A 14,314-nucleotide genomic window follows, 5' to 3' on the forward strand; every position below is an offset into this window, starting at 1 on the left:
ATATTTATCTCATTGTTTTGGCTACTCTTTCATCCTGAGTCATCTCTGAAAGTTTTATGACCTTTTTTAAATCAAGGGTTAAGGATTCGGCAATCTTTTCTCCCCAGTCTCTGTCGGCTTTGTAAAAAGGGGTTGTTTGTCTGTATTGAATCCGTTCTTCTGCTTGACCTAAATGATTTGCAATATTCTTTAAAAAATCCTCTTTTTCTTTACTGAGTAGTACACGTCGATAGAATTCTCCTGGTTGTTCAAAATCAATATCAGCTATTTCCATGAGATGTTTTTCTCCAGACCCATTTATAGGAAATGCTGGAGGGCTGTAAGAAGAATTAGGCGTTGCAACTCCCGTTGTAGTATTTGGGTATTAGTTTGCTTCTTCTCCTCCGTTATTACCGTAAGCCGTATAACCATCTCTTTGATAGTTATTAACTGTACTGTGTTTTGGTGAATTAACAGGAAGCTGTTCAAAATTAGGACCTAAGCGACGTCTCTGTGTATCAGGGTATGAAAACCAATCTTCCTCTTGAAGTAATTTATCTGGAGAGGCATCAATACCATAGACGAAATGGGAAGGTGCAAAAGCAACTTGTTCAATTTCAGCAAAAAAATTGTTGGGTTTTCATTTAAAACCATTTTGCCTACTGGTCGTAGAGGGAAATCTCCATGATACCAAACTTTCGTTACATCGAAAGGATCAAATTTGTATGTTTTAGCTTCTTCTGGTGTCATAATTTGTGCATTTAATGTCCAACTTGGATAGTTTTTTCTTCTATAGCTTCATATAAATCTCTTACTGCAATATCTGGGTCTATACCTCTCATGGCATCCGCTTCTGGTCCAGTGAAGCTTTTAATTGGTTGATTACAGATCCAATGATACTTGACCCACACATAGTTTTTCTTATTTGTATACCACATAAAGGTATGACTACCAAAGCCATGCATGTGGCGGAATCCATAGGGAGTGCCTCTATTGCTAAATAGGAAAGCTGCTTGGTGAAGTGACTCTGGATTTAGCGAAAAGAAATCCCAGACCATGTTAGCATCTTTTAAGTTGTTTTTAGCTAAATGTTTTTGGGTGTGAATGAAGTCAGGAAATTTAATAGCGTCTCTAATAAAAAAGATAGGTGTATTATTTCCGACTAAATCATAGTTACCATCTTCCGTATAAAATTTAACTGCAAAACCTCGCGGATCTTGCTCTGAATCAGCACTGCCTCGCTCACCTCCAACTGTGGAAAAAAGGACTATAACATCAGTTTTTACCTACTTTTTAGAGAAATTTTGCTGCTGTAAATTCAGTAAAATCATGGGTTACAGTAAATGTACCTAAAGCACCCCCGCCTTTAGCATGGACGACTCTTTCCGGAATTCTCTCTCTATCAAAATGTGCTAGTTTATCTAATAGCTGCACATCTTGAATTAAAGTTTGTCCTGGTATACCAGTTGACATGGATTGGTTGTCATTAGAAACTGGTGCTCCCTGAGTTGTTGTTAAATCTTTCTTTTTCATATTCTCCATTCCTTTCAGAACAAAGTTTTTAGTCTATGTTTAACTATCCTATAGATTAAGTATATAGGATATAAAAAAGAGTGTCAATTTTATTGATATGCTATTAGTTACTACTTGTGGTAATTTTTAAATTGGGGAAGTAGAATAGAGAAAAATAGGTTAAAATTATGTAATGAAAGAGTGAATTACTTATGAAAAGTAAAATGACAGAAAAAGGCATTAATAAGGTAGGTGCATTTGGATTATCAATGCCTATGGTTATGGTATCAATGGGCCTAAGTTAAAGATATTCTTTCTTTAGACAGCCATGATATTTTCATTTGCCAAGTTATAGGGATTCAATTTGATGCCCATCAGCTAAGAATATTTTGTAATTTTTTTAAATTAATAATTTTAAAAGAATTACCGCTATAGTCAAGAATGCCTTCAGCTTTTAGGTTACCGAGCTCTCTGGAGAGGGAGGGTTTCGTAATATTTAAAAATTCTGCAAGTGTATTCCTATTCATAGAAGCTACAAAAAGTGCTGTATTATTTTTATTGTATTCTTCTAAAAGATAGAGTGCTATTTTCTCTCTTATTGTTTTTAAAAACAGATAGTTCAAACGTTTGTTTAAATAGAGTGCTCTATTAGACAAAATAGAGAGCATATTATAGATTAGCTTTTCTCTTAGAAAAGTTAATGGTTTTTCTTCTGTAAAAAAAGCCTTAATATTAATAAATAAAACGGTTGAATCTGTTTTAGATTGAACACTGGCTGGCCATTTTTTATTTGCTGAGAATATTGCCATTTCACCAAAAATATCTCCCTGATGGAGACTTCGTAAAATAGATAGATTACCTGATGCACTTTCTTTAATAATTTGTACTTGGCCTTCAATTAGGATGCCAACACTTTCGCAAGGGGCATCTCCTACAGCAATGGTACTGTTTTTAGTAAATGTTTTTAAATAGGTTTGATTGTCTATTAATATTGCTTCAATATCTTGATTTGAAAAACCTTTAAAAAGGTCTGAAGTGGCTAATATTTTAATTTTTTTCATTTTTAAAACTCCCAATATTTAGCAACATATGTTACCGATTATTTTCCTTTATTATATTAGAATAAGGTGAGTAAAGCAAACACTTAGGAGGAATAACAATGATAAGGAAAATTATTAAAATTAATGAAGATAAATGTACTGGTTGCGGAATTTGTATTTCAGCTTGTCATGAAGAGGCACTTGTAATAGTTGATGGTAAAGCTAAGTTAATTTCCGATGAATACTGTGATGGACTGGGAGATTGTTTGTCAGGATGTCCAGAAGGGGCTATAGAAATTATCGAAAGAGAAGCAGAAGCTATAATGAGGTGCTAGTAGAAAATAAAATTACTGAACGAAAATATAAAGAAAGGATAAGTCAGTTAACCCAGTGGCCCATCCAAATTAAGCTTGCGCCAATAGAAGCAGACTATTATCAAAAAAAGTCATTTGCTTCTGGCTGCAGATTGTACTGCTTATGCTTATGGAAACTTCCATAATGATTTTATGAAAAATAGGGTTACATTAACAGGCTGTCCTAAATTAGATGAAGGAGATTATAGTGAAAAAATCAAAGGCGATTATTGAGAGCAATAATTTAGCTTCTATAACGGTTATTAAAATGGAAGTGCCTTGTTGTAAGGGTTTATCAAGAGCTGTAGAAGCAGCTGTCAATAATACTTCAAAGAATGTGCCTTTGAAAATTATTACACTTTCACGTAAAGGTCAAGTAATATAATTTAAATAAGTTGACAAGTTAGAATTATTTCTAGTATAATCAAATTAGTTAAGAGGGAGTAGTTGGAATGATAAAGTCAACAACCTGATGCAAATTGAGTTGCATCTGGCTTTATCACCTTTGAAAGGTAGCGAGACTTTTAGCATAATCATTTTATTGATTACGCTAAAAGTCTTTTTTAGTAATAAGTATGAAGGAGGAGGCAGTTGAAAGCATTTAAGGAATCCTCCAGAGAGACTCTGGAAAGATTAAATAGTAATCTAAGTGCTGGCCTAAGTGATGATGAGGTAGCAAAGAGTAAAGAAATTTATGGTGAGAACAGTTTTACTAAAGGTAAAACTAAATCACTGTTACAAAGAACTTGGGATGCGGCAAAAGAGCCTATGATTATTCTCTTAATTATAGCTGCATTAATTACATTTGTAGTGAATTTAATTCATTTTCTCCAAACCGGGATAGCTGATTTTATTGAATGCATTAGTATTGTTGCTGCAGTAGCTATTTCAGTTATTATAACAGTTGCTATGGAAGGTAGAAGTGCTAAGGCATTTGATGCTTTAAATAAAATTAAAGAAGATATTGATGTTAAAATAATTAGAAATGGTCAGATTCTACTCATTCCTCAAAACGAAATTGTAGTAGGGGACATTGTTGAATTAGAAACAGGTAATAAAATACCAGCCGATGGTAGAATGCTGGAGTCAGTTGGACTAACAGTTGATGAATCTGCTTTAACAGGTGAAAGCCATCATGTTGAGAAACAAGTTGATGTCGTATTTGAAGATGATAAGACACCATTAGCTGAGAGAGTTAATATGCTTTATTCTGGCTGTTTTATTACAGGCGGTAGAGGTAAAATTATTGTTACGGAGGTAGGGGATCAAACTGAATTTGGTTTAATTGCTAGAGAACTATCTGGTGATGAAACGTGGACAACGCCTCTGCAAGAAAAGCTGGCTCGTTTAGGTAAAATTATTACTATATTTGGCGCAACTGCAGCAGCTTTAGTTTTTATCTTTCAAGTAGTCATAGCTGTTATGAATGGTAATGCAACTTTTGAAATTATCTCACAAGCTTTTATTACAAGTATTGTATTTATAGTTACGGCTGTTCCAGAGGGATTACCAACTATTGTGGCCATATCTTTAGCCCTTAATATAATAAAGATGTCTAAAGAAAATGCTCTTGTAAAAAAATTAGTTGCCTGTGAAACTATTGGTAGTATTAATGTAATTTGTTCGGATAAAACAGGTACCTTAACAGAAAATAGAATGACTGTAACAGGTGTCTTTATTGATGGCAAAATTATTAAACCAGAAGATTTAAATCTAAATCGTTTGGCTTATAATATGCTGGTTAACAGTACTGCTGATGTGGATTATAGAGGGGAATCACCAAAATTCATAGGTAATCCAACAGAATGTGCCATGTTAGTTGCTTATGGCAAAGGTAAGGATACTACTGATTCTTATGAAACTGTAAGGGAGGATGCTGAAATAGCTCACTCATATTCTTTTTCATCTGAAACAAAAAATATGACTACAGTAGTTAGAGATGGCAATGAATATGATGCCTATTCTAAAGGTAGTCCAGAAAAAATATTGGCTCAATGTACGCATATTCTAATTAATGATAAGGTTAAACCTTTAACAGATGACATTAGAAAAGAAATAGAAGATGCAATTATTGGTTTCCAAGAAAAAGCCAATAGAGTACTAGCGTTTGCCCATAAAGAATTTTCAGAGGTTTTGGATTTTGAATCAAGCCGTTCAATAATTGAATCTGAAATGATTTATGATGGTTTTGTAGCAATTACAGATCCTGTCCGTAGTGATGTTTATGAGGCTGTAATAAGGTGTCGGAATGCTGGTATTGATTTAAAAATGCTAACAGGAGATAATATAGTAACTGCAAGAGCAATTGCCGATGATTTAGGTATATTAGATGATGATCATATGGTCGTTGAAGGCAAAGATGTAGAGGATTTAACTGATGAAGAGTTAAAATCTAGAATTCCTTTAATTCGAGTAATAGCAAGAAGTACACCTGTTATCAAAATGAGGGTAGTAAATGCTTTAAAAGAATTAGGTCATGTTGTTGCAGTAACGGGAGATGGTATTAATGATGCTCCTGCTATTAAAAATGCTGATGTAGGCATAGCTATGGGGATATCAGGTACTGAGGTTTCTAAAGAAGCTAGCGATATTGTTTTGCTTGATGATGCTTTTTCCATTATTGTTAAGGCAGTCCAGTGGGGCCGTGGCATCTATGAAAACTTCCAGCGTTTTATTCAATTTCAATTAACAGTTAACTTATCAGCAGTAATTGTTATTATTGCATCTTTGTTTGCTGGTATGGGAGCGCCTTTTTCAGCTCTTCAAATACTTTGGATTAATTTAATTATGGATGGACCACCAGCAGTAACACTGGGTCTTGAGCCAATCCGTGAAGATTTAATGAAACGAAAACCTATTTCCAGAAAAGCTAATATTGTGACTAAAAGTATGTTAGGCAGAATTATTGTTAATGGCTTATTTATTTCCGTTATCTTTATGATTCAGAATTTCTTTAATATTATTGGGGGGGTGGCTGAACAGCAAGGCACAATCCTCTTTACATTATTTGTTGCATTCCAATTATTTAATGCTTTTAATAGCAGAGAACTAAGCAATACAAGTATTTTTAAGAATCTCTTAAAAAATAGAATGATGGTTATTGTGTTTGTATTTACATTTGCATTGCAAATTTTCATTGTCCAAGTTGGGGGGGCTGTTTTCAAAACGGTTCCACTTTCCCTAGACATATGGTTGAAAATAATTGGTGTTGCATTTACTGTTGTGTTAGCATCTGAATTAATAAAATTAATAAAAAGAATTTTTGTGAAAAACAATTAATAATACTAAATTAAAAAGAATACCTCTAGCAGGTATTCTTTTCTCTAAAGGAGGCTAAGTATAGAATGATATTATGAAAATGGAATAAAGGAGATTTAGAATCGTTGATAAAGTATGCTAATAATGAGAAAATATATAGAAATTTGAGAAATGTTTTTCCCATGCCCTATATAAAAGAAGATGGTAAATTATTTTTGGAAATTGTTGGCAATACGCCAAATAAAGAGGAGTTTGTGAGAGCTATAGATTGGGAGGGAGAAGCAGTTGGTACGATTAGTCTGTTAAGAGAATCCGACATTTATTCTTTGTGTGGTGAAGCGGGTTACTGGTTAGGTGAGCCTTTCTGGGGCGAAGGTATTATGACAAAAGCTCTTAAAGACATAGTAGCTTATGGGTTTGAAACAATGGGTTTAGTACGAATCTGGGCTGAAGTTTTTGCTTTTAATAAAGGCTCTGCTAGAGTATTAGAGAAAGTAGGTTTTTTAAAAGAAGCAACACTTAAAAGCAGGATTTTTAAAAATGGAGTAGTGAGCGATAGCTATATTTATGCTATAGTTAAGGAAAAGTAATTATTGCTTGGAGGAATCTAAATGGTTGTATTATATGTAGTGCTTATTGTGCTAATTATTTTAGTAGCATTGTATTTTATTATAGGATATGTATTTTATTCTTATGCCATGAAACCAAAAAGAGAAAATTTAGATAGCAGGAAGAAAGAAAATCCTGATAACTCTGCATGGTCTGGCAAAAGTGAAAAATTGATTTCATGGAAAAATGATGCTAAAAAATGGGCTGAAAGTCATTTGAGTCAATCTTGGTATACGAATTCATTTGATGGATTGAAGTTACATGGAGAATATTATTTACAGCAAAATACTACCAATAAATGGGCTTTGCTTGTCCATGGTTATGGAAACAGAGCTAGTCAAATGAGTGGGTTTATTAAACCTTATTTTGAAAGAGGCTATAATGTTTTAGCACCAGACTGTAGAGGCCATGGCAAAAGTGAAGGGAATTTTATTGGTATGGGTTGGTATGATCGTCTTGATATGGTAGGCTGGATAAATAAAATTATAGAAACTGACCCTGATGCAGAAATTATTCTTTTTGGCGTTTCCATGGGTGCTGCTACCGTTATGATGACGAGAGGTGAATCCTTGCCTAAAAATGTTAAGGCAGTAATTGAAGACTGTGGTTATACTAGTATTTGGGATGAATTTTCATATCAATTAAAAAAAATGTATAAATTACAACCATTTCCTGTTGTATATGCAGCTAATAGTGTATGTAAAATACGCAATAAATTTGGTTTTAGGGAGGGTTCTGCACTAAAACAATTAGAAAAAGTTGGTGTTCCAATACTGTTTATTCATGGCATAAAAGATACCTATGTACCTTATGGCAATATGCCTATTCTCTATACTGCTGCCTGTGGTGAAAAAGATTATTTAAGTGTTCCTGATGCATTACATGCAATATCTGCTGTAGAGCATCCAGACTTATATTATACAAAAGTAGATGAATTTTTGGCTCAATATATACATTAATATATTTTGATTATTATTTGGATATGAGGTGTTCTGATGAGTTTTTTAGTTTACTAATTGATTTATATGTTGACAAGGCTTCCTTTTTCTTGAAATTATTAGGGGAACATATTTTCCTGTCAGTTATTTCAATTGTTATTATAACTGTAATTGGTATTTTATTGGGTATTATTATTCGTAATAATAAGAAGCTTGCTACATTTATAATTGGGATCTGCAATTTGTGTTATACTATTCCTTCTATTGCTTTATTTGGCATATTATTAGCCATAACAGGTATTGGTATAAAAAGTGCTTTAATAGCCATTGTTCTTTATGGTTTGTTGCCTGTGGTAAGAAATACCTATATTGGTATAAAAGAAGTTGATCCTATGATTATTGAAGCTGCAATAGGTATGGGGACAACCAATAGACAATTACTGTTAAAAATTCAGTTACCGCTGGCATCTCCTGTAATTATTGCCGGTTTAAGAACGATGATTGTAATGACAATCGCTATGGTGGGGATTGCATCTTTTATAGGGGCAGGAGGTTTAGGTGTAGCTATTTGGAGAGGTATTACTACTAACAATGCTTTGATGACTGTAGCAGGTTCTATTTTAATTGCTATTGTAGCAATTATTGCTGATTTAATAATGGGCTGGATTGAAAAGAAGATTAGGCAAAAAGTGTTGGGTAATTAAGGAGAAATTATGGACGAGAAGATAATAATAAAGTTTGATAATGTGACACAATATTATACTGAAGGTAAGACCATATTACACAACATTGATTTAACTATTAATAAAGGTGAATTTGTAGTACTAATTGGACCATCAGGTTGCGGTAAAACTACCCTTTTAAAATTAATTAATGGGCTTGTTCAACCAAATGAGGGCTATTTATCCATTAAAGGACGGTATTTAAAGGACTGGAATATTATTAAGTTAAGAAGAGATATTGGCTATGTTGTTCAGCAAGTAGGCTTATTTCCTCATATGACAGTTAAGAGGAATATTGAATATGTTCTTGATTTGGAAAATGAAACTCAAGATATCATGACTGAAAAAGTGAGGCGTTAATCAAAATGTTAGGTTTAGATGTATCTTACTTAAGTCGATATCCAAGAGCTTTAAGTGGCGGACAACAGCAAAGAATAAGCTTAGCTAGAGCTTTAGCAAGAAATCCTGAAATAATATTAATGGATGAACCTTTTAGTGCTGTAGACGAAATTACTAGGCGGAGTTTGCAAAATGAAATAAAAAAAATATATGAGGAGTCTGGGAAGACCATTGTTTTTGTTAATCATGATATTGAAGAAGATTTTAGGCTAGGGACTAAAATTGTTTTTCTTAAAGATGGAAAAATCAAATACAATGGTGACAAAAACCATTCTTTTTTACAAAGGAGATTCCTTTTTTGAAATTTTTTTGGTTTGAAAACTTTTTCAAGCTATTTGTCTATTACACCACTAAAAGATGTGATGAAACCAATTTTCAAAGAAGATGATTGTGTTACAATGGAGGTTATGGAAGATGCTTCAATTTTAGAAGGATTAAAAATACTTTTAGAATATCAATTACCTTATTTGTATGTTGTCGATGATGAAGTAGGTATAAGAAAAGGCATGTTTTCTTTTGAGGATTTAAATTATGTACTATATTAATATAAAAATATTTAAGGGTGGTTATTTTGAGCAATTATAAAAGAAAAGTAAGAACATCATTTTTATCTATTATGTCTAATGCATTTATAATTGTTATAAAAATTATAGAAGGTATACTAACAGGTTCTATTAGTATTATTTCTGAAGCAATTCATTCAGCAATGGATTTATTGGCAGCTATGTTGGCTTTTTTCAATTCGGATTGCTTCTAAACCTGCAGATGAGGGACATCCCTACGGCCATGGTAAAGTTGAAAATGTAGCAGCTGTAATAGAAGGTGGACTCATTATATTGGCTGCTTTTTTAATTATTAAAGAAGCAGTCGATAAATTAATTCATTCAGTTCCTATTAAAGCGAGTTATATAGGCGTTAATTGTTATGCTTATATCAGCTGCTGTTAACTTTTTCATATCTACTTATATGTTGCGGGTTGCTAGAGAAGAAGATTCCATTGCTTTAGAAGGAGATGCTCTTCATCTGAAAACTGATGTCTATACTTCTCTAGGAGTTGCTTTAGGATTATTCTTATTCAATATAACAGGTTTAACATTTATTGACCATGTTGTAGCAATTTTAGTTGCTTTATTTATTTTAAAAGAAGGTTGGCATTTAATTAAAAATGCTTTTAATCCTATTCTTGATAGTAATTTGGAGAAAGAATCCTTAGATAAAATAAAAAAAGTAATTAGCCAATATATTACGGATAAAGTTGGTTACCATGCATTGAAAACCAGAAAATCAGGCTATATGAAGTATATTGAGTTCCATTTACTCGTACCAGGAACAATGTCAGTGAAAAAGGCTCATGACTTAAGTGAAATTATTGAGAAAGAGTTAGAGCAAGAATTGAAGAACACAGATGTAATTATATATAGAACCTTTTAATGAATAATTTAAGTAAATAATTCTAGCCATATAATTGAATCTTAAACTAAAAGATGTTAAAATTAGAGCAATGACGATGAATAGAAAGAGTACATATTCCGCTATTCTGAAAGGGAGATAGAGTCTTGACTGAAAGCTCTATAGTATATGAGTATGGAAATTCCTCTAGGAGTCGCAACCTGAAATTATGTAGGGCTTGCGCCGGTTAGTTGCCGTTAGAGACTATTTAAGATAGCTTAATTATGAGATTAGGTTAATTAAGGGTGGGTACCGCAAACAAAGCTTTCGCCCCTTTTGGGGAGAAAGCTTTTATATATTCAGGAGATTATTTGGAGGTGTTTATATGAGTTTGATGGATGAGGCTAAATCGTTTTTTGAACAGCTAAAAAAAGATACACTTGAAGCCCATAAAAAAGCTTTAGAAGGTATTGTTAATGAAGCAACTGAAGAAGCTTTAGAGGATATTGAAAATGCAGATTCATTAGAGAAAGTAAAAAAAATACAAGTAGGTATATTTGGCAAAAAAGGTCATATGACAGAATTGCTAAAAAATATGGGGAAAGTAAGTGCAAATGATAGACCTGTATTAGGAAAAGTGCTTCATGAATCCAGACAGATTATAGAAAAAAAATTAGAAGCTAAAATTATTTTTTTTGCAGAGCAAGAAGAAGAATTGAAGTTGCAAAAAGAAATGGTGGATATTACATTACCGGGACAGAAAGTTTATGAAGGTCACAAACATCCAATTACACTTATTCAAGAAGAAATTTTATCTATTTTTAATAAGATTGGTTACACTGTTGTTGAAGGTTATGAGATTGAGGAGGATTACTATAACTTTGAACGTCTAAATATTCCTAAAGACCATCCGGCTAGAGAAATGCAGGATAGTTTTTATATTAATCAAGAGTTAGTTTTGAGAACACATACTTCTCCAGTTCAAACTAGAACTATGGATAAAATTACACCTCAGTTGCCAGTGAAAATTATATCACCTGGTAAGGTGTTTAGAAGGGATGATGACTCTACTCATTCACCTATGTTTCATCAAATAGAAGGTTTGCTGGTTGATAAAAATATAACATTCGCCCATTTAAAAGGGACATTGCTTCACTTTTTAAGAAAGATTTTTGGTGAGGATAGGGAAATACGTTTACGTCCAAGCTATTTTCCATTTACTGAACCTAGTGGCGAAGTAGATGTGTCCTGTGGCAACTGCGGTGGTACAGGTTGTCGTGTCTGTAGCTACAGTGGATGGCTAGAAATATTAGGCAGTGGCATGGTCCATCCAAAAGTATTAGAAATGGCTGGTTATGATCCTGATGAAGTTCAAGGATTTGCTTTTGGCTTAGGTGTAGAAAGAGTTGCTATGTTGAAATATGATATTAATGATATTCGATTATTCTATGAAAATGATAATCGATTTTTAAAACAATTTTAGGAGGTGCTTTAATGTTAGTAAGTAAGAATTGGCTTAATGAATATGTTACAAATACTCTTGAAGCATCAAGCTTAGAAAAAGAGTTAACGGGTTTGGGTTTGGAAGTGGAAAGTGTCTCATCTCTTAGAAATGGCATTTCATCTATTGTGGCAGGAAAAATTGTTACAATTGAAAAGCATCCAGATGCTGATAAGTTAGTCATTTGCCAAGTCGATGTAGGTAAGGAAGTTTTAACTATTGTGACAGGGGCTAATAATGTATATGAAGGAATGGTTGTACCAGTAGCACTAATCGGTGGAAAAGTTATTCAGGGACCTATTAAAGAAAGTAAATTAAGAGGTGTAAGCTCTTTTGGAATGTTATGTTCAGGAGAAGAATTAGGTATAGATTCAAGTGTCTTAAATGATTTTGAAAAATATGGTATTTTGCCATTACCTGAAACAACTGTATTGGGAGCGGACATTGAATTAGTGTTAGGTCTAGATGATGATATTTTAGATATTGATTTAACACCTAATAGATCCGATTGCTATGGTATTTATAATGTTGCTCGTGAGGTAGCCATTGCCTACGATACCAATATTAAACCTTTAGAGATTAAAGAGGGTGTAGAAGATGCCTCTTTAATTACTGTTAACATTGAAGAAGAAGAGCTCTGTCATCGCTATATTGCCAGAGTCATTCGAAATATTAAACTCGGTCCATCCCCTTTATGGTTTCAAAACTTTTTAAGAAGTGCAGGTGTAAGACCTATTAGTAATTTAGTTGATATTACAAACTATGTAATGTTGGAATTAGGACACCCAATGCATGCCTTTGATTTAGATACATTGGCATCTAATAGGATTCATGTTAGAAAAGCAAAAAACAATGAAATTTTTGTTACTTTAGATGGTGTAAAAAGAGAAGTAACTGAGGAAATGTTGGCAATTTGTGATGATGAAAAAACAGTGGCTTTAGCAGGGGTTATGGGTGGTTTGAATTCCGAAGTTACAGAGAATACTAAGAATGTTCTATTAGAAGCTGCTCATTTTAATGGTGCTAATATACGAAAAACAAGTAGAAAATTAGGCTTGCGATCAGAGGCTTCTAGCCGTTTTGAAAAAGGCTTATCAGAAGATAATACTTTAATTGCAATGAATAGGGCTGCCTATTTAATAGAACTTTTAGATATGGGTGAGGTTGAGGAGGTTTATGCCGATTCATACCCTGTTAAACAAAATATACCTGTAATTTATGTTGAAGTCGATTGTGTGAACAAAGTATTAGGCATGTCAATTTCTAAAGAAGAAATGATTAATATTTTTGAAAAACTTGATTTTAAAGTTGAAGAAAGAAATAATATATTAGGGGTTACACCCCTTCCACACAGAATTGATATTACTTCATATGTTGACTTAATTGAAGAAGTTATTAGAATTTATGGTTATGATAAATTGCCAGCAATACTGCCAGAAGGAACTACAAATGTCTTAGATCAAGACTTTAAGATTACTTTAGGATGTCAGGCGAAAAATAAAATGGCAGCACTTGGTTTCAATGAAGTAATAACCTATAGCTTTATTGATCCTAATTATTTTGATAAAATAAGATTGGACAATATCGCTGTTGAAAGAGATGCTGTTAAAATAATGAACCCAATTAGTGAAAATCAGTCTGTAATGAGGACGATGCTTTTACCTAACATCCTAGAAATTGCTAGTAGTAACTATAAAAGGCAGCAAAAAGATCTTTCTTTATTTGAAGTAGGACGTATCTTTAAAAGAGCGGGACAAGAGAAGCCTCTTGAAGAACAGCGCTTAGGTGCATTGATTTTAGGTCGTGACATTAAGCAATGGTATGGTAAAGAGTCTGTTGATTTCTTTTATTTAAAGGGAATATTAAGAAGCCTTATTAACAGCCTTGGTACTGATTTTAGATTAGAGAGAGAAGTAGAGAATAAAACTTATCACCCAGGGAGATGTGGGACTATTTTAATTGATAATCAAGTTGTAGGCATCATTGGAGAGCTTCATCCTCAAGTTGCTGCAGCTTATGATATTAAGGAAAGAATATATTATTTTGAAATTACCCTTGAAAATTTCAAACCCCAAACTGTACCTCAATACAATCCCCTACCCAAGTATCCTTCTGTAGAAAGAGATATGGCTTTTATTGTGCCGCAAAATGTCTCAATGGCTCAGATAAAATCAGTAGTAGAAAAAGCTGCTCATGCTGAGAATGTAGTTGATTACCATTTGTTCGATGTTTATGAGGGTGCTCAAATTGAAGCGGACTATAAAAGTGTAGCTTATCAGATTATTTATCAAGATAAAAATAAAACATTAACTGATGAAAAAGTAAGTGTTATTCATGATGGTATATTAAAAGGATTACAATATGAGCTTGGCGCTAAATTAAGATAGGGGTGGAATTTACGAATAAGAAAAACCATGTTGTTTCAGTTACAATTTTCAATCGACCATATGCTATTAAAACTGATGAAAAAACTGATTATATCGATAATTTAGCAAAAGAATTAGATCAACTTCTTCATAGAGCCTCAAAAAAGGTACTTCATCAGAAATTGAAATGATGACCTTAGTCATGTTACAATTTATGGATAAACATAAAAAACTAGAAAAAGATTATG

At 33.0% G+C, this 14,314-nt stretch carries 11 protein-coding genes and 4 pseudogenes; 13 read left to right on the top strand and 2 right to left on the bottom strand.

The genetic code is table 11. From position 1 onward, the window contains the following. Positions 1–4: 4 nt before the first annotated feature. Positions 5–1,512: pseudogene (locus tag AZF37_RS04280) on the bottom strand (catalase). A gap of 353 nt (positions 1,513–1,865) precedes the next feature. Continuing rightward, a complete protein-coding gene (locus AZF37_RS04285; protein WP_162473885.1) occupies positions 1,866–2,552 on the bottom strand; it encodes a Crp/Fnr family transcriptional regulator in 687 nt (228 codons plus the stop codon). A gap of 98 nt (positions 2,553–2,650) precedes the next feature. Between AZF37_RS04285 and AZF37_RS04290 the strand changes: the two are divergent. The 13 genes and pseudogenes from AZF37_RS04290 to AZF37_RS10380 all read left to right on the top strand — a co-directional run bounded on the left by AZF37_RS04290 (position 2,651) and on the right by AZF37_RS10380 (position 14,257). After that, positions 2,651–3,269 (top strand): annotated as a pseudogene (locus AZF37_RS04290) (ATP-binding protein). Positions 3,270–3,475: 206 nt separating this feature from the next. Then, positions 3,476–6,163, top strand: coding sequence for a calcium-translocating P-type ATPase, PMCA-type (locus AZF37_RS04295; protein WP_088369718.1), 2,688 nt, complete (start codon positions 3,476–3,478; stop codon positions 6,161–6,163). Between the two features lie 92 nt (positions 6,164–6,255). Further along, positions 6,256–6,732 (top strand): annotated as a pseudogene (locus AZF37_RS04300) (GNAT family N-acetyltransferase); the annotation flags it as partial. 21 nt (positions 6,733–6,753) lie between these two features. Further along, positions 6,754–7,710, top strand: a complete 957-nt coding sequence (locus AZF37_RS04305) for an alpha/beta hydrolase (protein ID WP_088369720.1) — start codon at positions 6,754–6,756, stop codon at positions 7,708–7,710. A 23-nt stretch (positions 7,711–7,733) separates the two neighbouring features. Further along, complete coding sequence (locus tag AZF37_RS04310) at positions 7,734–8,393, top strand: ABC transporter permease (RefSeq protein ID WP_088370659.1); 660 nt, start codon at positions 7,734–7,736, stop codon at positions 8,391–8,393. A gap of 9 nt (positions 8,394–8,402) precedes the next feature. Continuing rightward, entirely contained in the window at positions 8,403–8,771 is a 369-nt protein-coding gene (locus AZF37_RS12265; RefSeq protein WP_088369721.1) for an ATP-binding cassette domain-containing protein, read from the top strand. Positions 8,772–8,776: 5 nt separating this feature from the next. Then, entirely contained in the window at positions 8,777–9,112 is a 336-nt protein-coding gene (locus tag AZF37_RS12270) for an ATP-binding cassette domain-containing protein (RefSeq protein WP_088369722.1), read from the top strand. A gap of 12 nt (positions 9,113–9,124) precedes the next feature. Further along, entirely contained in the window at positions 9,125–9,355 is a 231-nt protein-coding gene (locus AZF37_RS04325) for a CBS domain-containing protein (RefSeq protein WP_088369723.1), read from the top strand. A gap of 71 nt (positions 9,356–9,426) precedes the next feature. Next, positions 9,427–9,757 (top strand): annotated as a pseudogene (locus AZF37_RS12720) (cation diffusion facilitator family transporter). Beyond that, on the top strand, positions 9,735–10,241 hold the full coding sequence (locus tag AZF37_RS12725; RefSeq protein WP_342668693.1) for a cation diffusion facilitator family transporter: 507 nt from the start codon (positions 9,735–9,737) through the stop codon (positions 10,239–10,241). The pseudogene AZF37_RS12720 and the gene AZF37_RS12725 overlap by 23 nt, the downstream one beginning before the upstream one ends. Positions 10,242–10,584: 343 nt before the next feature. Then, positions 10,585–11,682, top strand: a complete 1,098-nt coding sequence (gene pheS / locus AZF37_RS04335) for a phenylalanine--tRNA ligase subunit alpha (protein ID WP_245612050.1) — start codon at positions 10,585–10,587, stop codon at positions 11,680–11,682. An 11-nt stretch (positions 11,683–11,693) separates the two neighbouring features. After that, positions 11,694–14,087 carry a phenylalanine--tRNA ligase subunit beta gene (pheT, locus tag AZF37_RS04340; protein ID WP_088369724.1) on the top strand — a complete coding sequence of 798 codons (2,394 nt, stop codon included), beginning with the start codon at positions 11,694–11,696 and terminating at the stop codon, positions 14,085–14,087. A gap of 2 nt (positions 14,088–14,089) precedes the next feature. Continuing rightward, positions 14,090–14,257 (top strand): cell division protein ZapA, encoded by a 168-nt coding sequence (locus tag AZF37_RS10380; RefSeq protein ID WP_162473886.1) that lies wholly within the window; start codon positions 14,090–14,092, stop codon positions 14,255–14,257. Positions 14,258–14,314 lie beyond the last annotated feature (57 nt).

It is taken from the genome of endosymbiont 'TC1' of Trimyema compressum, from assembly GCF_001584725.1.
Lineage (GTDB): Bacteria > Bacillota > TC1 > TC1 > TC1 > TC1.